This window comes from Mycobacterium sp. AZCC_0083, assembly GCF_014202335.1.
Lineage (GTDB): Bacteria > Actinomycetota > Actinomycetes > Mycobacteriales > Mycobacteriaceae > Mycobacterium.
In genome coordinates this window covers 71,271-91,558 of sequence record NZ_JACHGP010000016.1, presented here as the reverse complement: position 1 = coordinate 91,558, position 20,288 = coordinate 71,271, and the positions used below count along the sequence as shown (strand labels likewise).

Sequence of the window (20,288 nt, the reverse complement as noted above, 5' to 3'; positions counted from 1 at the left end):
GAAGGCCATAAGTGCAGGTCACGAGCGTCGGACACGCAGGGTTCCGAATCGATACCGCCGCAGGGAGCATTCTGTGCGACCCGTGGGTCAACCCTGCCTACTTCGCGTCATGGTTCCCATTTCCCGACAACAGCGAGCTGGATTGGGCGGCGCTCGGCGACGTCGACTACTTGTACGTCTCACACCTGCACAAGGACCACTTCGACCCGGTCAACCTCCGTGCCCACGTCAACAAGGACGCGGTGGTGCTGCTCCCCGACTACCCGGTGCCGGACCTGCGCACCGAGTTGGAGAAGCTGGGGTTCCACCGGTTCTTCGAAACCACTGACTCGGTGAAGCACCGCGTCAGCGGGCCCAAGGGTGACCTCGACGTGATGATCATCGCGTTGCGCGCACCGGCCGACGGCCCGATCGGCGACTCCGGTCTGGTGGTATCCGACGGTGAGACCGTCGCGTTCAACATGAACGATGCGCGCCCCGTGGACTTGGACGTGCTCGAGGCGAACTTCGGCCACGTCGACGTGCACATGCTGCAGTACTCGGGCGCCATCTGGTACCCGATGGTCTACGACATGCCCGCGCGCGCCAAGTCGGCGTTCGGCATCCAGAAGCGGCAGCGCCAGATGGACCGCTGCAGGCAGTACATCGCGCAGGTGGACGCAACTTGGGTGGTGCCATCCGCCGGGCCGCCATGCTTCCTGGATCCGGAACTGCGCGATCTCAACGACGATCACGGCGACCCCGCGAACATCTTCCCCGATCAGGTCGTGTTCCTCGATCAGATGCGCCGCAACGGCCACGATCGCGGGCTGCTCATGATCCCCGGGTCGACGGCGGATTTCGCAGGTACGCAACTGAATTCGCTGACCCATCCGGTGCCTAGCCCGGAGTCGCTCTTCACCACCGACAAGGCCGCCTACATCGAGGCCTACGCGCAGCGGATGGCGCCGGCACTGGCCGCGGAGAAGGCGCGCTGGGCAGCGCCCACCGGTGAGTCGCTGCTGGAACCGCTGCGAGCGAGGTTCGAGCCGATCATGATCCAGAGCGACCAGATCTGCGACGGCATAGGTTATCCGGTCGAACTGCGGCTGGGCCCGGAAACCATCGTGCTGGACTTCCCGAAACGTGTGGTGCGCGAACCGATCCCGGACGAGAAGTTCCGATACGGCTTCGAGATCGCACCCGAGTTGGTGCGCACCGTGCTACGCGACGACGAACCGGACTGGGTCAACACCATCTTCCTGTCCACCCGGTTCCGCGCCTGGCGGGTCGGCGGTTACAACGAGTATCTGTACACCTTCTTCAAGTGTCTGACCGACGAGCGCATCGTCTACGCCGACGGCTGGTTCGCCGAGACGCACGACGACTCCGCGTCGATCACGTTGGACGGCTGGGAGATTCAGCGCCGGTGCCCGCATCTGAAGGCGGACCTGTCGAAGTTCGGCGTGGTGGATGACACGACGTTGACGTGCAATCTGCACGGCTGGTCGTGGAACCTGACGAATGGGCGCTGTCTGACGTCCAAGGGGCACGAGTTGAGGGCGTCGAAGAAGACATGAGCGGTAGCCCGCAATACGACGACGGCCAGATTCAACTGGACCGGCAGGCGATCACGTTGCGGCGCTACCACTTTCCGTCGGGTACCTCGAAGGTCATCCCGCTGCGGGCCGTCCGAGGCTACAGGGCCGAATCCCTCGGGCTGTTCACCGAGCGATTCCGCATCTGGGGCAGCACGGACCCACGCCGATGGATGCCGTTGGACGTGTGGCGCCCGATCAAGTCGACGCTGGTGACGCTCGACGTGCCAGGCACCCGGCCGAGTCCGGCGTTCACCCCTTTGCGCGCAAACGAGTTCGTCACCGTTCTCGACGAGCTGCTCGCCAACCGATGATCCGACGCGTCTTGGTCACCGGTAGTTCGGGCCATCTAGGCGAAGCGCTCGTCCGGACGCTCCGCGACCGGGGCACCGAGGCGGTCGGCATTGACGTGCGACCGTCGGAGTGGACCGACGTCGTCGGTTCGATCACAGACGGCGAGCTGACCCGTACGATCCTCGACGGTGTCGACGCCGTGCTGCACACCGCGACGCTGCACAAGCCGCAGGTCGCGTTCCTGCCTGCCAAGGCATTCGTGGACGTCAACGTCACCGGCACCCTCACCCTGCTGGAATCGGCGGCCAACGCCGGTGTGCGGTCGTTCGTGATGACCTCTTCCACAACCGTTTTCGGCGACGCCCTGATCCCGGCACCCAACGCACCCGCAGCGTGGATCGACGAATCCGTCGTCCCCGTCGCCAAGAACATCTACGGCGTCACCAAGGCAGCGGCCGAAGACCTCTGCCGACTGGCCAGCCGCAACCATGGTCTGCCGTGCGTCGTCCTACGAACGTCGCGCTTCTTCCCAGAAGCGGACGACTCACCCAATCCGGCAGACGGACGCAGCGACGACAACGTCAAGGCCGACGAGTACGCGTTTCGCCGGGTTGCCCTCGAGGACGTCGTCGACGCCCACCTTCTGGCGGCCGAGCACGCTCCGGATGTCGGGTTCAGACGCTACGTCGTCTCCGCCACTACCCCGTTCACTTCCGCCGACCTGCCTCGGTTGCGCGCGGACGCGGCGGGAGTGTTCGCCAGAAGAGCGCCAGCGGCGGCCGCAGAATGGCGGCGGCGGGGCTGGCAGTTCCCGGCGCGGGTCGACCGCGTTTACGTCAATCGCCTGGCCCGCGACGAGCTCGGGTGGGCGCCACGATTCGATCTCGATGCGATATCAGCGCTCGTCGCGTCGACGGGCGGGGTCAGCACCCCACTGGCACGCCTGGTCGGATCGAAGGAGTACCCGGGAAGTTCGTATCACCGGGGCGAGTTCCGACCGGCTTCGTCCGACGTCTAACCCGAAACCGTCTGCCGCAGTTCGGAGTATGCATCGGATTCGGTGTCGTACACCCGGACGATCGCCTGATCGCCCGCCTTCAGATAGGTCGACTCGCCGAGCGGGGTGTAGCGGGTCGCACCGATCCCGATCAAGACGTTCTCCGGATGCCCGCTGGCGACCATGAGCGCGCCGACGTCCTCCAGCGGAGTCTCGGGTGAGCCCTTCTGGTTGGCAAGGCGTTCGGTGACCCAGTCGAGCAGCACCTCTCCGTAGTACGAATAGCCGAGCAACGGACTGTCGACGCCGTAGGCGTGCTCCTCGCCGGCGGCGGTGCGCAGGTTGCAGACCAACCGCAGGGTCGACGTCGGACCGTCCGGGGTCAGGTCGCCGATATCGAAGAACTGAGCGGCCACGCCCTTCGATGCGGGACCCCAGTTCTTCTTGTGACTGATCTTCGGTGCACCAGGCCGCCGGATCGAGCAGTCGTTGAACGCCCCGAGTGCGAACGGCCGCAGCGACACCACCGTGTCGCCCTCCCACGCCACCCCGCACGCCAGAGCGACCTCGGGCTCGATCTGCAGGTTCAGCGGCCCACCATCGGGGTTGGCGTCCGGCAGCAAGATGGCGTCGTGCGACAGCGGGAACTCACCGAGAAACCCATCGGAACCCGGTGCGTACCAAGGGAAGATGCCCTTCGGTGCTGAACCCTCTGAGGTTACGTTGACGAAGTCCGCGGCCTCCCCTGCCTGTTCGAGGTGGCCCGCGAAGTTGCCCGCGACGCCGAACCCGAACCACGTCCGCAGGTCATCGAAGTCGAGTTCCAGCATGGAGAGTTCTTTCTTACTCATGATTCGCTCGCAAGCTCGCTCATGGTGTCAGCACCGACCTTCCGACGTAGGGCACCAGCGCGTCCGGCACCCGCACACTGCCATCGGGTTGCTGGTGGTTCTCCAGGATGGCGACCAGCCAGCGGGTGGTCGCCAACGTTCCGTTGAGCGTCGCCGCGATCTGCGGCTTGCCGTTCTCGTCGCGGTAACGGGTGGACAGTCGTCGCGCCTGGAACGTCGTGCAGTTCGACGTCGACGTCAGCTCCCGATAGGTGCCCTGGGTCGGGACCCACGCCTCGCAGTCGAACTTGCGCGCAGCAGACGAACCGAGATCGCCTGCCGCGATGTCGATTACGCGATACGGCACCTCGATGAGCGCCAGCATCTCGCGCTCCCAGCCCAGCAGCCGCTGATGCTCGGCCTCGGCGTCCTCGGGCTTGCAGTAGACGAAGCCCTCGACCTTGTCGAACTGATGCACCCGGATGATCCCGCGAGTGTCCTTGCCGTAGCTGCCCGCTTCGCGACGAAAGCACGACGACCAGCCCGCGTAGCGCCGCGGCCCTTCCGACAGATCGAGGATCTCGTCGGCGTGGTAGCCGGCCAGCGGAACCTCGGACGTCCCAACGAGATACATGTCATCGGCCTCGAGGTGGTACACCTCTTCGGCATGCGCGCCGAGAAAGCCGGTGCCCTGCATCACTTCCGGGCGCACCAGCACCGGCGGGATCATCAGCGTGAAGCCGTTCTCGGTCGCCAACCGGACCGCGAGCTGCATGATGCCGAGTTGCAGCAGCGCGCCGAACCCGGTGAGGAAGGAGAAGCGCGCACCGGACACCTTGGCGCCGCGCTCCATGTCGATGAGGCCCAGCGCTTCACCGAGTTCCAGGTGGTCCTTCGGATCCGCGATCGTCGGCGGCTCACCGACCGTCTCCAGCACGACGAAGTCGTCCTCGCCGCCCGCGGGAACCCCGTCGATGATCACGTTGCCGATCGCCATGTGCGCAGCGGTGAACGCGGCCTCGGCGGTGGCCTGGTCGATTTCGGTGGCCTTGACGTGCTCGGCCAGTTCCTTGGCCCGCGACAGCAGGGCGGGCCGCTCGTCGGGCGACGCAGCGCCGACGCGCTTGCTGGCCACCTTCTGTTCGGCGCGCAGGCCGTCACCGGTGGAGATCACTGCGCGGCGCTTGGCGTCGGCGTCCAACAACGCGTCGACGAGGGACGGATCCTCGCCGCGAGCCCGTTGCGACGCGCGCACCCGGTCCGGGTCGTCACGTAGCAGCTTGAGGTCGATCACGGCCGCAACATTACTTTCGGCCCTTCCTCGCGAGTTCGCGGGGCACAACCACATAACATTACAACTGCAACTCTTGTCACAGGACTTGGCGCGCCTGTCACAATGGACGCGATGTTGGACGCACCCGATCGCGAGGATCAGCTCGCTGAGTCTGATCGACGATCAGGCTCGACGCCCTGGTGGCAGAGCCTGCAGGCCGCCTCGACGCGACGCGGTCTGCTGCTCACGGCCCTAGGTGGCCTCCTCATCGCCGGTCTCATCACCGCACTTCCCGCGGGCGAGGACGGCAGGAGTCCGATCGGCCTGATCGGCGGCACTTCGATCGGCGCCCGTGGCAGCGACACGTTCGACCACGCCAAGAGCGGCGATTGCCTGAACTGGCCGGAACGCACCCCGGATGCCGCGCAGGTCGTCGATTGCAAGGATGAACACCGCTTCGAGGTCTCCGAGGCCATCGACATGCGGACGTTCCCGGGCAGCGAGTACGGACCCGATGCGGCGCCGCCGTCACCTGCCCGCATCCAGCAGATCAGCTCCGAGCAGTGCCAGGCATCGGCGCGCCAGTACCTCGGCGCCAAGTACGACCCGAATGGCAAGTTCAGCGTCAGCCTGCTGTGGTCGGGCGACAAGGCCTGGCGCCAGTCCGGCGAGCGCAGGATGCTGTGCGGCCTGCAGCTGCCCGGCCCGAACAACCAACAGCTGGTCTTCCGGGGCAAGATCGCCAACGTCGACCAGTCGAAGGTGTGGTCAGCAGGTACGTGTCTCGGCATCGATCCGGCGACCAACCAGCCGACGGACATCCCCGTCGATTGCGGCGCGCCGCACGCCATGGAAGTGACCGGCTCGGTGAACCTCGCCGAGAAGTTCCCAGACGCGCTGCCCGCAGAGGCCGACCAGGATGCGTTCGTCAAGGATTCATGCACCCGGATGACCGATGCGTACCTGGCACCCATCCAGCTGCGCAGCACCACGCTCACGCTGATCTACAGCACCATCGCGCTACCGAGCTGGTCGGCGGGCAGCCACCAGGTGTCGTGCAGCATCGGCGCCACGCTGGGCAACGGCGGCTGGTCGACGCTGCTGAACAGCGCCAAGGGGCCGCTGGCCATCAACGGTCAGTCGCCGGTGCCACCACCGGACATCCCCGGCGAGCGGCTGAACCTGCCGCCGATCCCGATGCCGCCCTCGGTCGATACGTCCAGCCAGACGTCGTCGCAGATCGACATCAGTCAGAGCGACCAGAGCGACCAGAGCAGCCAGGGGAACCAGACCCCCCAGGGCAACGCGCACCTGCCGGGCCAGCAGACGGCACCCACCGGCACCGGCAACACCGGGACCACCCCGTCGACCTCGGGTGCGCCCCCGCCGCCGCAGGGCAATACGTTCCTCAACGGTCCTCCGCCAGCGCCTGCACCGCCGATGGACGGACCCCCCCTGGATGGGCCGCCGCCACCGGGTGACGCGCCTCCCCCGGCACCTGGCGCGCCGCCGGGACCTGCGCCAGGCCCGGCAGAACCGGCGCCCGTCGCTCCAATCCTGCCGCCGCCAGGGCAGTAGCCGCGATGGCCGTGCGGATGAGCCCGCAACGGTTCGACGAGCTGGTGTCAGACGCGCTTGACCAGATACCCCCGAAGCTGACGGCCGCACTCGAGAACGTCGTGATACTCGTCGAGAGCCGCCATCCCGACGAGCCCGACCTGCTGGGCCTCTACGAGGGCATCGCACTCACCGAACGCGATTCCTCGTACGGCGGCTCCCTGCCCGACGCCATCACGATCTACCGCGACGCGCTGCTCGACATCTGCGACACCGACGACGACGTCGTCGAAGAGGTCACGGTGACGGTCGTCCACGAGATCGCCCACCACTTCGGCATCGACGACGACCGACTGCACGAACTGGGGTGGGCCTGACTGCGCGCGCCGATGTGGATTCGTCGGCGGCTGGTGCTATGAACGGGCCATGAGTTCGCGGTGCCGGGACTGCCGAGACGGTCTGCAGCACTGTCATGGCGCCCTGGTGCACCATGTCCGGTTGCGGCCGGAGTGCACCGAGGCGGACTGCACCAGCCCGGAAGTCGGGCACGCGTTCAGCCTCGACTGCGTGGCCATCGGATGTACGTGTGCACGCAGCGGCGCAGTGCAGGCCGTCTTGGCCGTGACCGCCGGTCAGCCCATCGGATCGGCGCCCTGCAGCGCGTCCTCGACGGGGTGCACGTCGGTCTCCGGATAGAACGGCGGCACCAAGGTGCCCCATTGCACGCAGCTCCACCGGTCGTCGGTGATCGGGCTCAGCACGACGCATTCGGCGTTGGCCAGATGGTGTTCGAGTGCGAAGCCACCGTCCACACCGGCCAGCACGGCCGACACCAGACGAATGGCGGCACCGTGGCTCACCAGAAGGATGTCGCCGGGCCAGGCGTGGTCGTCGAGGTGGCGCAGGCGTAGTTGCGTCACCACCGGGAGGTATCGGTCGAGCACCTGCTGAGCGCTCTCGCCGCCCGGCATCGACTCGTCCAGGTGGCCCTCCTGCCAGCGCTGGTAGATGGTGTTGAACTTCTCGACCGAGGCGTCGTCGTTGCGGTCTTCGAGCTCGCCGACCTGCACCTCGTGAATGCCGTCGAGCCGGTGCGGCTCCAGCGAGAGGTGCTCACCGATGTCGCGCGCGGTCTCGGTCGCGCGCAGCGCAACCGAGTGGGCCACCATGGCGACGGGGTGGTGCCAGTTGGCGGCGAAGTCGCGGGCCTGCTGATGGCCGAGATCGGTCAGTGCCGCGCCGGGCGGCCGGGTGTCGAGGCGTCTGTCCACGTTCGCGTGCGACTGGCCGTGCCGCACCAGCACCAGCCGGCCCGTCATCGCGGGTCCCGCAGGGACGTCAGCCACATCGCCGCATCGTCCATCGGCGGGGGTACGGCGCCGTCTGCGGCGCCCGTCGGCCACGAACCCAGATATCGCACGTCAGTACAACGTCGGTGTAGGGCTTTGAGTGCCTGAGCCACCGGATCGTCGTCGATGTGCCCGACGCAGTCCAGGAAGAAGATGTAGGTGCCGAGTTCGATTCGGGTCGGCCGAGATTCGATCCGGGTGAGGTCGATGTCGCGGATGGCGAACTCGGTCATCGCCGACACCAATGCCCCTGGGACGTTGTCGAGACGCAACACCACCGAGGTGCGATCGGCTCCCGTGCGATCCGGCGGCGGACCCGGCTGCCCGGCCAGTACGAACCGGGTGCGCGCGTTGGGCTCGTCGATGACACCGGTGGCCAGCGGCGTCAGGCCGTACCGCTTCGTGGCCAGTTCGGTGGTCACGGCGGCATCGGCGCGGCCCTCGGCGACGTCGACGGCTGCTGCGGCATTGGAGTCGGCCGCCTGGAATCTGGCATTCGGCATGTTCTTCGCAACCCACCTCGCCACCTGGGCACGCGCCACCGGATACGCGGCAATCGACGCGGGCTCGGCATCGGCTGAACGCGCTGCGATGGTGAACGCGATGTCGAGGGTGAACTCGGCGAAGATCTGGACAAGGGAACCAGCGGCGAGGCTGTCCAGCGTCGGCAACACCGATCCCTCGATCGAATTCTCGATCGGCACGCACGCGTAGTCGGCGTCGCCGGCGCGAACCATTTCCAGCGCCGCAGAGGGACTACCGGTCGCGAACGGCTCGAAATCGGTTACGGGCACCATGTTCGCGGCGGCCATCTGCAACAACGCCGCTTCCGTGAAGGTCCCCTCGGGTCCGAGGTAGGCGACGCGTGGCACTCGTCAAGGGTATCGGCTCGGTCCGCGGCGTCCCCGGAAGTCGGTTCGGAAAGCCTTGCGTCGATTCTCACACATAGTTAAGTTAGGCTTACCTCATTAACCGGAAGGGGTCCGATGACCGTCTTGGCACCGAGCACGGCCGAGCGAATCCGCAGCGCATGCGCCCGCGGTGGTGGCGCGACGCTCGCAGTAGACGGCGTCGAGCCGGCCGCCACGCCGGTCCACCATCTGCTCGAGGACGGCTCCTTCGCCATCACGGTGCCCGCCAACGGCCCGCTGGCAGGCATGGCCGTCGCCGCCGGTACGCCTGGGGTGCAAGCGGTGCTCGAGATGACGGACTACGCCCCGCTGCCGCTACGCGAACCCGTGCGGTCACTGGTGTGGATCAGCGGTCGCCTGCAGCACATCCCGGTGCACGACGTACCGGGACTGCTCGACCTGATCGCCACCCAGAACCCCAATCCTGCTCTGCTGCAAGTGAACACCGGCGCCGAGCAGGCTGCCGGCGGTGACACCGCCTATGCCTTGATGCGCGTGGAGGTCGACTCGGTGGTCGTCGCCGACTCCACGGGAGCAGAGTCGGTCGGGCTGAGCACGCTGCTCGACGCCCAACCCGATCCGTTCTGCGCACTGGAGTCCTGCTGGTTGCAGCATCTCGAATCCGCACACCGCGAGGTGGTCGACCGGCTGGCCAATCGGCTGCCGTCACCACTGCGCCATGGCCGCGTCCGCCCGCTAGGGCTGGACCGGTACGGCGTGCAGTTGCGGGTGGAGAACGAGGACGGCGACCACGACGTGCGACTGCCGTTCGCCAAGCCGGTCGACGACGTCACGGGCCTCAGTCAGGCCATCCGGGTGCTGATGGGCTGCCCGTTCCTCAACGGGCTGCGGGCACGACGCATCTAGCCCACCTCTACCGTTGCTCGGGTGACCGAGTCGCCGGAAGACCCGACCGCGCCGCCGCCGCGGGTGATCCGGATCGAGATCGCGGTCATCCTGGCGGTGACGTTCGGGCTGTCGGCCTACACCGCGTTCGTCAGCCTCGTCGAGGCGGTGCTGCTCGGCCTCTCCGGGCAGACGGTCGCGCTCAACCGCAAGCTCTCCCCGATCGACCTGATCAACCTGGCGCTCAACCTGGCGTCGGTCTTCCAGCTCGTCGCGTGGGGACTACTGGGCCTGTACCTGTTGTGGCGCAGCGGTTTCGGGCCCAACCGTATCGGGCTCGGGCGTTTTCGCTGGCGCCCCGACCTCCTCGGCGGACTCGGCCTGGCGGCCCTGATCGGCATCCCCGGCCTCGGCCTCTACATGGCGGGCCGGGCGCTGGGCATCGGGGTGGCGGTGGTGCCGTCCGAGCTCGGCGACACGTGGTGGCGCATCCCCGTGCTCCTCGCGGTGGCGTTCGCCAACGGCTGGGCCGAGGAGGTCATCGTGGTGGCGTTCCTCATGACGCGGTTACGCCAGCTCGGGATGTCGCCGGTCAAGGTGCTGGTGATCTCCAGCCTGCTGCGCGCCGCCTACCACCTGTACCAGGGCTTCGGCGCGGGACTGGGAAACCTGGCGATGGGCCTGGTGTTCGGCTACGCGTGGCAGCGCACGGGCCGGCTGTGGCCGCTGATCGTGGCCCACGGCCTCATCGACACCGTGGCGTTCGTCGGGTACGCCCTCGCCACGGGTCACCTCAGCTGGTTGCACTGACGCGGGATCCTCAGCCCGTAGATTCTTGGCTGTGAACCAAAACCGGCCGCCCGGACCGGGGCCGGACCCGCAGCGCCCGATCCCACGACGCCCGATCCCACGACGGCCAATCCCGCCGCGGGAAGCCTCGCAGACGATCCGCCGCGATCCCCGATACCAACAGCCGCCGCCACCGCCGGCCATGCCTCCCCCGCGGCAACCGCCGCCACCTCCCCAGCGCAGGCCACCACCGCCACCTCCCCCACACCGGCCACCGCCACCGCGCCCTCCCACGGCAGCCAAGCCACGCCGCAAACGCCGCTGGGGGCGGATTCTGCTGCTCTACCCGCTCGTCATCCTGCTGATCGCCGCGGCCGCCCTGGTCGGCACGGGGTTCTGGCTCGATGGGCACCTGCACCGCATCGCGGCGCTGCCCGACTACCCAGAGCGACCCTCGACGGGTCGCGGCACGACCTGGCTGCTGGTCGGCTCGGACAGCCGCGAGGGACTGACCCCGGAGCAGCAGGCCGATCTCACGACCGGCGGCGACCTCGGCGCCGGGCGGACCGACACACTGCTGGTGATCCACGTGCCCGGCTTCGGATCGAGCGCCCCGACCACGATGGTGTCGATCCCGCGCGACTCCTACGTCGAGATCCCCGGGCACGGCGAGGACAAGATCAACGCCGCGTTCACCATCGGTGGTGCGCCGCTGTTGGTGCAGACGGTCGAGCAGGCCACGGGCATGCGGTTGGACCACTACGCCGAGGTCGGATTCGACGGCTTCGCCCAGATGGTCGATGCCGTCGGCGGTGTCACGATGTGCCCGGCCGAACCGATCAGCGACCCGCTGGCGGGCATCGACCTTCCCGCAGGCTGTCAGGAGCTGGACGGCCGCACCGCCTTGGGCTTCGTCCGCACCCGCGCCACCCCGCGGGCCGACCTCGACCGGATGATCAACCAACGCGAGTTCATGTCGGCGTTGACGCATCGTGCCGCGAGCCCGGCGGTGTGGGCGAATCCGTTCCGTTGGTACCCGATGACGCATGCCGCCTCCGGATCGGTGACGGTCGACGACGGTGCGCACATATGGGACCTGGTCCGGCTCGCGTGGTCGTTGCACGGCACCATCACGACGACCACGGTGCCGATCGGCGACTTCACGGGCAGTGATTCGGGATCGGTCGTGGTGTGGAACCACGACGCCGCGGGCCGGCTGTTCGCCGCGTTGGCATCCGACGAAGCGGTCCCGCCGGACGTGCTGGACGCCGGCAAACCGTAGCCAAGCCCCACCTTCCATCGTCGCTCAGCAAACATCCATAGCCGTCACGCCGTTGTCGTTACCGGCGTCACAGCACTTAGGTCAACCTTGCCTCAATAAGGCATACCTTTGATGACAATGCCATCTGACCTGCACTATCGTGATGATCATGACTGACGCGACGACGCTCGACACCAAATTTCACCACCTTCTTCAAGACCAGATCCGCACCGAGTTCACCGCTGCGCAGCAATACATCGCGATCGCCGTCCACTTCGACGGCGCCGATCTTCCGCAACTGGCCAAGCACTTCTACGCGCAGGCCATCGAAGAGCGCAACCACGCGATGATGATCGTGCAGTACCTGATCGATCGCGACGTCGACGTGGAGATCCCCGGCACCGACCCGGTGCGCAGCACCTTCGTCTCACCGGCCGAAGCGCTGCGCCTGGCCCTCCAACAGGAGCGGGCGGTCACCGAGCAGATCAGCCGGCTTGCCGCCGTCGCCCGCGACGAGGCCGACTACCTCGGCGAGCAGTTCATGCAGTGGTTCCTCAAGGAGCAGGTGGAGGAGGTCGCCTTGATCACCACCCTGGTCCGGGTGAGCGAGCGGGCCGGCGCCGACCTGTTCCACCTCGAGGACTTCGTGGCCCGCGAGATCAGCGCGGCAGGCGCCGATGCCACCGCGCCGAAGGCGGCGGGCGGAAGCCTCTAACCGTCTGGCTGGCCCGCCTCGGTGAGCCCGTTCTGCAACCAGTCCTTGGTCCGTCCCGGATGGTTGGTGGCCACCCAGGCGACGCCCACGTCCCTGCAGTACCGCACGTCCTCGTAGTGGTCGACGGTCCAGCAGTACAGGGCGCGTCCGTGGGCGGCGGCGCGGTCGACGAGTTCCGGGTGTTCGCGCAGCGTCGCGATCGACGGACCCACCGCGGTGGCTCCGACGGTGGTGGCGGCGCTGCCGCCCAGATACCGCGACGTCTCCCCGAGTAGCACCGTCGGCAGCATCGGCGCGGCCCGGCGGATGCGCCAGACGGCTGCCGCGGAGAAGGACATCACGACCGCCCTTGACAGATCCGCCGACGCGGGCGCGGCGATGCCGTACCGGTGCAGCAGGGCCAGCACCTTGCTCTCCACCAGCGCGCCGTAGCGCACCGGGTGCTTGGTCTCGATGAAGATCTTCACCGGCCGGTTCCAGTCGAGCACCAGTGTTATGAGCTGGTCGAGGGTGAGCAGTCCGGTATCGCCCTGGCTGCCGTCCGCCCGCCAACTCGCATGCCAGGCACCGTAATCCAGTTCGCGCAACTGCGCGAGGGTCATCTCGCTGACCAGTCCCGTGCCGTTCGACGTGCGGTCCACCTTGCGGTCGTGCACGCACACCAGATGGCCGTCGCGCGTCAACCTGACGTCGCACTCCACGCCGTCCGCGCCTTCCCTCAACGCGAGGTCGTACGCGGCGACGGTGTGTTCCGGGAGATCGGCCGACGCTCCGCGGTGCGCAACCACGAACGGGTGGCCGCCGAGCGTGCCGTCGCCCGAGTTCATGAGGCTATGCTGCCGGTTCCCGCTGTTCGGCTTCAACCGCTACCGGCACTTCGGTTTCCTCGGTGTCGTCCTTGGTGCCACTGGGGTCCGGCTCGTCGCGCACGCGTGGTGACTCGTCGGCGACCATCACCCAACGCTTGACGTGCCGGTCGACGGGGGTGCGCTCGAATCCGAGCAACACGCGGTAGACCAGCAGCAGCGCGGCAAGGGCAACCAGATAGGCCACGATGGTCGCCACGGTGTTGTCGGCGATGCCCTGAGCGTCGCTAGTGAAGCTGGTGGCGATCGAGAACACCGACACCAGCGTGCTGAAGATCCAGACGCACCACCAGGTGACGATGGTGGCGCGCAGGCGGCTCAGCCGACCCTCGGCGTCGGCCAACTCGATGAGGTAGACCGGCGCCCAGAACAGGTTGACGAGCGGCACCAGACAGCCGGCCAGCATCTCCCTGGCCGAGCGCGGATCGGTGGTGTCGCGGTGCGCGAACGCCCTCGCCCGCCGCGCGATCAGCCAGTTGGCCAGGACCACCACGCTCGCCACGACGGCGAACAGCGCAAGCACGCTGGCTGCGACGCCGCCCCAGGTCACAATCCCGGCCACCCACGGATTCAACAACGTGCTGCGGTTGAGCAGCAGCAGCGCGTACCGCACGATGTGCACCACGGCGGCGAAGCCAAGAAGCACCATGGTGGCCACCAGGGTGCCGCGCACCATCGCGACCGACGGGCCTGAGCGCACCTCGACGGCCTGCGCGGTGGCCGCGCCGTACTGACCGTCGAGCTGATCCGTCAGACCCCAGCGCGGGGTCACTGCGTAGCGGGGAGTGGGCCCCAGTGGGCGGCGCACGGGACGGGGCGGCGGGGCGGCGCCCGGCCGGACCGCGATCCAGCGGTAGCCCTGAGGCAGGCGTGGAGGCGTGCCTTGGCCCGACTGCACCGCCGGCGCGCTGGGCCGCTGCCCCCATCGCTGATCGGGCGCGTCAGCCGTCGGCGCCAGCAGAGTGCCCTGGCACCGGGGGCACCAGTCCCGCCGGCGGTCGCGGACGTTCCACCGCGTTCCGCACCGTGAACAGACCTGAATCACGCGACCAGCCTACGGCCCTCAGACAGTGCCAACGCCGCCGTCGTCGGTGACGACGGATCGACCGGCTCCGGCCCACGCCAGCATGCCGCCGTCGACGTTGATCGGTTCATATCCGTTGCGGGCCAGGTACTGCGCCACCCGCAGCGATCGGCCCCCGGCGTGACACACCACGTACAGCGTGGCGTCGACGTCGATCTCGCCGATGCGAGCAGGCACGTCGCCCATCGGAATGTGCTGGGCACCCGCGGCGTGACCGCGCTGCCACTCGTCGTCCTCACGGACGTCGAGAAGCACGACCGACTCGTCGAACGTCACCGGCACGGCGGTTACTTCGGCAACGCCGACCTCGTCCTCAGACACTGAAAGATCCCTTCACGCGGACCATGCTGGCACGCCGCCCTTGGCAATGCACCCGAGTCGCCGCAGCAATCGCTGCAGCAATTTGATGGCTATGCACAGTTTCCACAGGTTTATCCACAGGCTGCCAGCGGTGGAAATGCGCCCTGAACCGCCGAATCTGTGTCCCCGCTGTAATTGACTGGGGATAACCCTGGGCGCCCGCACGGCATCGATCAACAGGAGATGAGCGCCGGGAGCGAACAGGTTTGGCGGTCTAACCATCTCGGCTTCCCCGCTGTACCCAGGCTGTGAACCGGCCAAACGCGCACATCGCAGGCGGCGCGACGCCCGATTTTCACGTGACCGTAGCAAGGGCTATGATCGGCGTCACAACCGATCCTTGTGACAAATTTCACTGGAGGCAACGTTGATCGTGCAGGTCAGGAGTTCGTGATGGCAGCACAACCACTAGGTCCAGGGTCGGCCATGCCGCCCTCGGAGTGGAACTCCGCGCACATCTACACCCGCGGCCAGGGGATTGCGTGCGTGCGCGCCGGTGTGATCGCCCTGATCTTGCTTGGCGTGCTCGTACTGATCGTCTTGCTCTGAACTAAAACGATGACGGCCGGCCCGGAGCGTGTGCTCCGGGCCGGCCGTCGTTGTGGTCGTAGTTGTCAGGCTGGCGGGTAGACGCCCATTCCCTTGGCCTTCTCGGTCTGCCAGAAGATGTCGGAGATCTCGTCGATCGTCTTCAGCAGCTTCTCGGCGACGGCGACGTCGGTCGACTTCTTGACTTCACCCGCGCCGTGCACGCCGTCCCAGAACAGCTGGTGCAGATTCGGGAACTGCTCGAAGTGGTCCTTGGCGAAGAAGTCGGCCCACAGCACCATCAGGTGATGCTTGACTTCCTCGGCGCGCTGCTCCTTGATGAGGATGGCGCGGGTCCGGAAGTGCTCGTCGTCCGAGTCGTTGTACTTCTGGAGCGTCTTGAGGCAGGAGAGCGCCTCGATCTTGGCCTGCGCGGGATCGTAGACCCCGCAGTACAGATCGCAGTGGGCATGGGCGGGGGTGGCGTTTGAGAAGAGTCGATGCAGCATGGCCCTAACCTACCCTTTGAGCATGGGCCGTAATCATCGACCACGACGCTGGCCGTTGCGCCGGTTCGCGGTGGTCGAGGACTCGATGCGGCCCACGTTGAGCCCCGGCGACGGCCTCCTCGCGGAGCGCTTCGGCCGCCCGCGCCGTGGGCAAATACGCGTGTTCCCCGACCCGACTCTCCCCTCGCGGTGGATCGTCAAACGGGTCGGCGAGGTCCGCGGGGCGACGTTCGAGGCCCGATCCGACAATCCACACGCACCAGGGGTCGTCGACTCGCGACAGTTCGGCTTCGTGCCTGCGGCGGGGTCGTACCGGGTGGTGTGGACGGCTCGGAGGGCAGGAGCGTAGCGACCCGGGAGTTGTCACCGGACGGCGACAACTGCGCGACGGCTAACTCGCTAGGCGCGTGTCCCGCTTGCCGGTTGCCCTCACAGGCCGCATGCTGACGGAATCGACCCACAGCCGTGTCGGGCGCTAGTCGCACGAGCACGTTTCGGAGGCGAGATGGACACAGGATCCGGCGGAGCCGTCGAAGTCGCGCCCTTCCACTCGGGGGGATCGTTGAAGGGATTCGTGGTTTCGGGCCGATGGCCCGATTCGACGAAGGAATGGGCACAACTCCTCATGGTCGCGGTGCGGGTGGCGTCGTTGCCCGGATTGCTGGCGACCACAACGATTTTCGGGGTCCGCGAGGAACTGCCCGACGAACCCGCGCCCGGCACCGTCGGACTGGTGCTCGCCGAGGGCACGGTCGTCGGTGAATCCGCCATCCCGCCAGGCTATTTCGCGCACCGAATGCCACCAGCGCTTCTGATGTTGCACCCGCCGTCGGAGACCATGCCGTCGCTGCCCGAATGCTCGGGGGCCGCCTCGGGTTGCGTACTGCTGCCGGGGATCCCACATCTGGGTCTGGAGCACCGCGCGGCATGGGTCGAAGCGGAGTTGGACGGCACGGTCACCTCGATGGTGAGCCGCGTCGGCCTCGACCCGATCAGTCACCCCGATACCGCCATCTTGGCGATGCTGCTTGCGGCATAAGGGTTTTCGAAGCTCGAGATTCGAAACTCGAAACGACGATTACGGGAACCCGAACTTGGGTATGAAAGTGGCGCAGGCGCTCTGGGGCCGCTATCGTCGGGTTATCAGCGAAGGGGAGTAGCCCCCAATCGTCCTGTCGACATACTGGCGTCAAGCCCGGCAGACGAACCGCATCGCGCGGTGGGCGAGACCTTCGACGAAATGCCCGAATGTGCCGTGAACTCACCGCACGCCGGGCGAAACGTCGAAAGGTTTCGTCATGCTCACCGCCGCACTGGTCAGTCTCGGTGTCGTCTTCCTCGCCGAGCTCGGCGACAAGTCCCAACTGATGACCATGACGTACGCCCTGCGCCACCGTTGGTGGGTGGTGCTCTCCGGGGTGGCCATCGCCGCGTTCCTGGTTCATGGACTGTCGGTCACGATCGGCCACTTCGTCGGCCTCACCCTGCCTGCGCGCCCGATCGCGTTCGCCGCTGCCATCGCGTTCCTGCTGTTCGCAGCATGGACTTGGCGCGACAGTCGCCGTAGCGACGATGACGACGTGGCACCGGTTCGCGAGCCGCGATACGTGATCTTCGCGGTCATCTCGTCGTTCGTATTGGCCGAACTCGGAGACAAGACCATGCTCGCCACCGTCGCGTTGGCCAGCGACCACAACTGGGCGGGCGTGTGGATCGGGGCCACCGTGGGGATGGTGCTCGCCGACGGCGTGGCAATCGTGGTGGGCCGGCTCCTGCACCGCAGGCTGCCCGAACGCTTCCTGCACGGGATGGCTGCGCTCCTGTTCCTGTTGTTCGGACTCTGGATGCTCTTCGACAGCGCTCTCGGCTGGCCGACCGTGGCCGTGGCGTCCACTGCGGGGGTAGCCGCCGTGGCCGCAATCATCGCCGTGGTCCGGTACATGAAGAGCCGCCGGCGTGCCCCTGCGCGGGAATCGTCGCCGGAAACCGCCGCGTAACACGCTGGCTACTACCCGTCGATGGGCTCCCGAAAAACGGGGCGCAATGCGCCCCGCCCGACGACGTGCGCGAAGTTGAGCCCCGCAGCTACTCATCGCTGACAATATTCGTTTCCTGAGCAAATGACGATGTCGGCACTCTCTGTACGGATGAGCGGTTGCCGGGAGTGGCCTATGAGCCTCCTGTGACGGGCGTTCAGAGGCTTGCAGGTTATGTAAATCAACCCCAGCGTTATTATTTGCCCGGCGATGTCGTGCAGTAACCGTGCCGTTTTTGTGGAGAACCGCTGCTAGACGGCGTGGCAGGGGTTGCAGCGAACGGGTAGTGTCGAGTTTTCGGTGGTTTGCACTTGGCTGCTGGCATATCACTCGCTACGATGATCAGCAAATACACTGCAAAGATGACCGCACATATCGCCAAGTGGAGGATTAATCGATGAGCATGACCTTCGCCGCCAGGCTCAACCGCCTGTTTGACACCGTCTACCCGCCAGGACGTGGTCCGCATACCTCCGCTGAAGTGATCGCCGCCCTCAAGGCCGAAGGCGTCACGATGTCGGCTCCGTACCTCTCGCAGCTGCGCTCAGGCAACCGGACGAATCCGTCCGTGACGACCATGGCCGCACTTGCCAACTTCTTCCGCATCAAGCCCGCCTACTTCACCGACGACGAGTACTACGAGAAGCTCGACAAGGAACTGACCTGGCTGGCCAACATGCGTGACGAGGGCATCCGCCGTATTGCGGCGCGCACCGTCGGGCTGTCCCCCGAGGCCAAGCAGGACCTGGTTTACAAGGCCGACGAGCTTCGTCGCCGGGAACACCTCGACGATTAGCCCCGCGTTGCGACGTCGCGGCGGTCGGCGAAATCTGATACAAGATCAGATCAGGCCGCGGCAACGTCGACCCGGCGGTCCAGCATTCGATACTGATCCGCGATCGCGAGGATCCACTCGCGATCGGAGTACGACGATGGCTGACGTAGCCAATTAGGACCAGGGAAGAGCGAGTTTGCGGCGTCTCGGTCAGCGCCCCGACCTGCGAGAATCCACTCCGCGATACGCCGCGCCTGATCCTCCGGTGACACCGCGTGCGTCGCGGGATCGGAGGAGTCGTCGAGGTAGTCGTCCTCTCCTTCGAGTGTTCGGGTGGCCTCCAGGTACAGCGCGTCGGAGATGAGCGACATCTGCTCGGCGACGCGGAACAACAACGGCCCCCTCGGACGCACCCCGATCCCGATGTTGGGGTGGCGGCCGTTCAACTCCTCGAGAAGCGGCCGGATGATCCGGAGTTCGCGCCGGGCGCCGAACCAGTCCTCGACGCTGGGTAGCAGTGAGCCACTGGCCACCACCAGCATCGCGCAGCCCAAGAGCGTCGCCGCCGCGCCGACTCCGACGAACTTGGTGCTTCCTACTGCGCGCAGCAGGAAGAAGGCGCTCGCCAGCACGATGAGCGCGATGCCGATGGTGAACAGGAACAGCGCCCTGCCCCTGCGGGTGCGGTTGGAGTGCCGAGCCCCCGCCCACGCGACCAGCGTCAGCGCAAGCAGCACGTAGAGCAACGGCAGCAGCCACGACAACGACGTGCCCCCCGAGCCCAGGTTGCGCCGCAGATACTCCTCGGGTGCCATCTCGGGCTGCTGGGGTGCGATGAAGAAGGCCACCAGAGTCAGCACGGCGATCACCGCCGCCACGACGTACTGAACGATCGCGATGCGCCGGATGGTGGCGGGCCCTCGGCTGGACGAGGCCGACGTAATCATCACGCAACTGCCTGCGGCGCAAGCGATCAGCGCCACCTGGCTGAAGACCGTCGACACGTTTGGCCACCGCAACAGGGTGTCGATCAGGAGGGTCAGCGGCTGCCAGTTCAGAGCCGCCACCAGACCGAGGCTGCCCAGCGCGAGAATCATCGCCGCGCTGACCAGAGATTGCTTGTTGACCAGAGCCCAGCCGATGCGGAGGCCGGTCGCCAATCCGAGAAGACCGGCGATCACCCAGACGATCAACCAAACGCCTCTCCGAGCCGCACCTGCACGATCGACGAGCGATCGGATGGCAGGCGGCCAAGTCGATAGATGAGCAGCGCGGCGAAGTCCTCGGCCTCCTGCTCGGCTTCCTCCCCGCTGGGACCCATGCAACCGGTCCGCTGGTTCAGCATGTACCCGATCAGGTCCGAGCTGGCGAGTTCGGTGGTGTCACGGGCGGCCTCCACGACCGAGATGCCGTCATGGCCCATCACTAGGTGGCCGAGCTCGTGGGCCAGGGTGCGGTCGCCTGCGGGCAGACCCTTCTGGATCAGGAAGACGTCGCGGTCGGTGTATTGGCGCCACTGACCACACACCCCGGTCGGCAGATCAGCCATCTTGAGTTCGACGGGCCGACCGCGGTCTGCGGCCACGGCTTCGACCAGACGCGCGAGCGAGACCTCGCCGCGTCTGGGAGCGAGGTCGAGCACGTCGTTGACGGCGCGTGTGACGCGACGGCTAGCAGGCATACGAACCTCCTCTCGACGGGTCCACTATGACATCGTTGGTCTCCTCGGCG

Annotated in this window: 24 protein-coding genes; 14 read left to right on the top strand and 10 right to left on the bottom strand. The window is 66.9% G+C overall.

The genetic code is table 11. The features are described 5' to 3' along the window. The first annotated feature begins 11 nt into the window (after positions 1-11). The 3 genes from HNP02_RS32380 to HNP02_RS32370 are packed head-to-tail and all read left to right on the top strand — an operon-like array spanning position 12 to position 2,889. On the top strand, positions 12-1,559 hold the full coding sequence (locus HNP02_RS32380) for a Rieske 2Fe-2S domain-containing protein (protein ID WP_184444750.1): 1,548 nt from the start codon (positions 12-14) through the stop codon (positions 1,557-1,559). Next, positions 1,556-1,891, top strand: a complete 336-nt coding sequence (locus HNP02_RS32375) for a hypothetical protein (protein ID WP_184444749.1) — start codon at positions 1,556-1,558, stop codon at positions 1,889-1,891. Before HNP02_RS32380 ends, HNP02_RS32375 begins: the two co-directional genes overlap by 4 nt. After that, positions 1,888-2,889, top strand: a complete 1,002-nt coding sequence (locus tag HNP02_RS32370; protein ID WP_184444748.1) for an NAD(P)-dependent oxidoreductase — start codon at positions 1,888-1,890, stop codon at positions 2,887-2,889. Before HNP02_RS32375 ends, HNP02_RS32370 begins: the two co-directional genes overlap by 4 nt. Here HNP02_RS32370 and HNP02_RS32365 read toward each other — a convergent pair. Both HNP02_RS32365 and serS read right to left on the bottom strand, forming a co-directional pair. After that, positions 2,886-3,719, bottom strand: a complete 834-nt coding sequence (locus tag HNP02_RS32365; protein ID WP_375373731.1) for a DUF5718 family protein — start codon at positions 3,717-3,719, stop codon at positions 2,886-2,888. The genes HNP02_RS32370 and HNP02_RS32365 overlap by 4 nt on opposite strands. Before the next feature lie 19 nt (positions 3,720-3,738). Next, a complete protein-coding gene (gene serS / locus HNP02_RS32360; RefSeq protein ID WP_184444747.1) occupies positions 3,739-4,992 on the bottom strand; it encodes a serine--tRNA ligase in 1,254 nt (417 codons plus the stop codon). Between the two features lie 102 nt (positions 4,993-5,094). Here serS and HNP02_RS32355 point away from each other — a divergent pair, with 102 nt between their 5' ends. Both HNP02_RS32355 and HNP02_RS32350 read left to right on the top strand, forming a co-directional pair. Next, positions 5,095-6,549, top strand: coding sequence for a septum formation family protein (locus HNP02_RS32355; RefSeq protein ID WP_184444746.1), 1,455 nt, complete (start codon positions 5,095-5,097; stop codon positions 6,547-6,549). Positions 6,550-6,554: 5 nt separating this feature from the next. After that, positions 6,555-6,905, top strand: a complete 351-nt coding sequence (locus tag HNP02_RS32350) for a metallopeptidase family protein (RefSeq protein WP_184444745.1) — start codon at positions 6,555-6,557, stop codon at positions 6,903-6,905. Positions 6,906-7,160: 255 nt separating this feature from the next. Here the strand turns inward: HNP02_RS32350 and HNP02_RS32345 are convergent, their stop codons facing one another. Beyond that, the gene (locus HNP02_RS32345; RefSeq protein WP_184444832.1) at positions 7,161-7,847 is read right to left on the bottom strand and encodes a histidine phosphatase family protein; all 687 of its coding nucleotides are present in this window, start codon (positions 7,845-7,847) and stop codon (positions 7,161-7,163) included. Next, the gene (pheA, locus tag HNP02_RS32340; protein WP_184444744.1) at positions 7,844-8,749 is read right to left on the bottom strand and encodes a prephenate dehydratase; all 906 of its coding nucleotides are present in this window, start codon (positions 8,747-8,749) and stop codon (positions 7,844-7,846) included. Before pheA ends, HNP02_RS32345 begins: the two co-directional genes overlap by 4 nt. Positions 8,750-8,863: 114 nt before the next feature. On the opposite strand from pheA, the gene HNP02_RS32335 reads away from it, so the two are divergent. The 4 genes from HNP02_RS32335 (at position 8,864) to HNP02_RS32320 (ending at position 12,399) form a co-directional block, all read left to right on the top strand. Further along, positions 8,864-9,655, top strand: coding sequence for a DUF2470 domain-containing protein (locus HNP02_RS32335; protein ID WP_184444743.1), 792 nt, complete (start codon positions 8,864-8,866; stop codon positions 9,653-9,655). A gap of 21 nt (positions 9,656-9,676) precedes the next feature. Further along, positions 9,677-10,444: a CPBP family intramembrane glutamic endopeptidase gene (locus tag HNP02_RS32330; RefSeq protein WP_184444742.1), complete on the top strand. Its 768-nt coding sequence runs from the start codon at positions 9,677-9,679 to the stop codon at positions 10,442-10,444. Positions 10,445-10,475: 31 nt separating this feature from the next. Beyond that, positions 10,476-11,705 carry an LCP family protein gene (locus HNP02_RS32325; protein WP_375373730.1) on the top strand — a complete coding sequence of 410 codons (1,230 nt, stop codon included), beginning with the start codon at positions 10,476-10,478 and terminating at the stop codon, positions 11,703-11,705. Positions 11,706-11,853: 148 nt separating this feature from the next. Beyond that, positions 11,854-12,399: a ferritin gene (locus HNP02_RS32320; protein ID WP_184444741.1), complete on the top strand. Its 546-nt coding sequence runs from the start codon at positions 11,854-11,856 to the stop codon at positions 12,397-12,399. On the opposite strand, the gene HNP02_RS32315 is transcribed toward HNP02_RS32320, so the two are convergent. Genes HNP02_RS32315 through HNP02_RS32305 form a run of 3 tightly spaced genes read right to left on the bottom strand, consistent with a single transcriptional unit; the run spans position 12,396 to position 14,670 of the window. Beyond that, the gene (locus tag HNP02_RS32315) at positions 12,396-13,226 is read right to left on the bottom strand and encodes a glycerophosphodiester phosphodiesterase (RefSeq protein WP_184444740.1); all 831 of its coding nucleotides are present in this window, start codon (positions 13,224-13,226) and stop codon (positions 12,396-12,398) included. The genes HNP02_RS32320 and HNP02_RS32315 overlap by 4 nt on opposite strands. Positions 13,227-13,230: 4 nt before the next feature. Next, positions 13,231-14,310, bottom strand: a complete 1,080-nt coding sequence (locus HNP02_RS32310; protein ID WP_184444739.1) for a DUF4328 domain-containing protein — start codon at positions 14,308-14,310, stop codon at positions 13,231-13,233. 18 nt (positions 14,311-14,328) lie between these two features. Next, positions 14,329-14,670: a rhodanese-like domain-containing protein gene (locus HNP02_RS32305; RefSeq protein ID WP_184444738.1), complete on the bottom strand. Its 342-nt coding sequence runs from the start codon at positions 14,668-14,670 to the stop codon at positions 14,329-14,331. A 432-nt stretch (positions 14,671-15,102) separates the two neighbouring features. On the opposite strand from HNP02_RS32305, the gene HNP02_RS32300 reads away from it, so the two are divergent. Continuing rightward, positions 15,103-15,258: a hypothetical protein gene (locus HNP02_RS32300; protein WP_184444737.1), complete on the top strand. Its 156-nt coding sequence runs from the start codon at positions 15,103-15,105 to the stop codon at positions 15,256-15,258. Positions 15,259-15,323: 65 nt separating this feature from the next. Here the strand turns inward: HNP02_RS32300 and sodN are convergent, their stop codons facing one another. Further along, a complete protein-coding gene (gene sodN, locus HNP02_RS32295; protein WP_184444736.1) occupies positions 15,324-15,746 on the bottom strand; it encodes a superoxide dismutase, Ni in 423 nt (140 codons plus the stop codon). Positions 15,747-15,768: 22 nt separating this feature from the next. Here sodN and HNP02_RS32290 point away from each other — a divergent pair, with 22 nt between their 5' ends. The 4 genes from HNP02_RS32290 to HNP02_RS32275 all read left to right on the top strand — a co-directional run bounded on the left by HNP02_RS32290 (position 15,769) and on the right by HNP02_RS32275 (position 18,578). Then, positions 15,769-16,095, top strand: coding sequence for a S26 family signal peptidase (locus HNP02_RS32290; protein WP_221318289.1), 327 nt, complete (start codon positions 15,769-15,771; stop codon positions 16,093-16,095). Between the two features lie 156 nt (positions 16,096-16,251). Continuing rightward, positions 16,252-16,785: a peptidase gene (locus tag HNP02_RS32285; protein WP_184444735.1), complete on the top strand. Its 534-nt coding sequence runs from the start codon at positions 16,252-16,254 to the stop codon at positions 16,783-16,785. Positions 16,786-17,044: 259 nt separating this feature from the next. After that, a complete protein-coding gene (locus HNP02_RS32280; RefSeq protein WP_184444734.1) occupies positions 17,045-17,743 on the top strand; it encodes a TMEM165/GDT1 family protein in 699 nt (232 codons plus the stop codon). A gap of 436 nt (positions 17,744-18,179) precedes the next feature. Continuing rightward, entirely contained in the window at positions 18,180-18,578 is a 399-nt protein-coding gene (locus tag HNP02_RS32275) for a helix-turn-helix transcriptional regulator (protein ID WP_149370335.1), read from the top strand. Positions 18,579-18,628: 50 nt separating this feature from the next. Here the strand turns inward: HNP02_RS32275 and HNP02_RS32270 are convergent, their stop codons facing one another. After that, positions 18,629-19,750, bottom strand: a complete 1,122-nt coding sequence (locus HNP02_RS32270) for a hypothetical protein (protein ID WP_184444733.1) — start codon at positions 19,748-19,750, stop codon at positions 18,629-18,631. After that, the gene (locus HNP02_RS32265; RefSeq protein ID WP_184444732.1) at positions 19,747-20,238 is read right to left on the bottom strand and encodes an ImmA/IrrE family metallo-endopeptidase; all 492 of its coding nucleotides are present in this window, start codon (positions 20,236-20,238) and stop codon (positions 19,747-19,749) included. Before HNP02_RS32265 ends, HNP02_RS32270 begins: the two co-directional genes overlap by 4 nt. Between the last annotated feature and the right edge of the window lie 50 nt (positions 20,239-20,288).

What these genes read in the sequence shown, in the direction of transcription:
- HNP02_RS32375 (WP_184444749.1), top strand. Translation starts at nt 1,556, where the DNA reads ATGAGCGGTAGCCCGCAATACGACGACGGCCAGATTCAACTGGACCGG.
- HNP02_RS32370 (WP_184444748.1), top strand. Translation starts at nt 1,888, where the DNA reads ATGATCCGACGCGTCTTGGTCACCGGTAGTTCGGGCCATCTAGGCGAA.
- HNP02_RS32365 (WP_375373731.1), bottom strand. Translation starts at nt 3,719, where the DNA reads ATGAGTAAGAAAGAACTCTCCATGCTGGAACTCGACTTCGATGACCTG.
- HNP02_RS32355 (WP_184444746.1), top strand. Translation starts at nt 5,095, where the DNA reads ATGGACGCGATGTTGGACGCACCCGATCGCGAGGATCAGCTCGCTGAG.
- HNP02_RS32350 (WP_184444745.1), top strand. Translation starts at nt 6,555, where the DNA reads ATGGCCGTGCGGATGAGCCCGCAACGGTTCGACGAGCTGGTGTCAGAC.
- HNP02_RS32345 (WP_184444832.1), bottom strand. Translation starts at nt 7,847, where the DNA reads ATGACGGGCCGGCTGGTGCTGGTGCGGCACGGCCAGTCGCACGCGAAC.
- HNP02_RS32335 (WP_184444743.1), top strand. Translation starts at nt 8,864, where the DNA reads ATGACCGTCTTGGCACCGAGCACGGCCGAGCGAATCCGCAGCGCATGC.
- HNP02_RS32320 (WP_184444741.1), top strand. Translation starts at nt 11,854, where the DNA reads ATGACTGACGCGACGACGCTCGACACCAAATTTCACCACCTTCTTCAA.
- HNP02_RS32315 (WP_184444740.1), bottom strand. Translation starts at nt 13,226, where the DNA reads ATGAACTCGGGCGACGGCACGCTCGGCGGCCACCCGTTCGTGGTTGCG.
- HNP02_RS32300 (WP_184444737.1), top strand. Translation starts at nt 15,103, where the DNA reads ATGGCAGCACAACCACTAGGTCCAGGGTCGGCCATGCCGCCCTCGGAG.
- sodN (WP_184444736.1), bottom strand. Translation starts at nt 15,746, where the DNA reads ATGCTGCATCGACTCTTCTCAAACGCCACCCCCGCCCATGCCCACTGC.
- HNP02_RS32290 (WP_221318289.1), top strand. Translation starts at nt 15,769, where the DNA reads ATGGGCCGTAATCATCGACCACGACGCTGGCCGTTGCGCCGGTTCGCG.
- HNP02_RS32285 (WP_184444735.1), top strand. Translation starts at nt 16,252, where the DNA reads ATGGACACAGGATCCGGCGGAGCCGTCGAAGTCGCGCCCTTCCACTCG.
- HNP02_RS32280 (WP_184444734.1), top strand. Translation starts at nt 17,045, where the DNA reads ATGCTCACCGCCGCACTGGTCAGTCTCGGTGTCGTCTTCCTCGCCGAG.
- HNP02_RS32275 (WP_149370335.1), top strand. Translation starts at nt 18,180, where the DNA reads ATGAGCATGACCTTCGCCGCCAGGCTCAACCGCCTGTTTGACACCGTC.
- HNP02_RS32265 (WP_184444732.1), bottom strand. Translation starts at nt 20,238, where the DNA reads ATGCCTGCTAGCCGTCGCGTCACACGCGCCGTCAACGACGTGCTCGAC.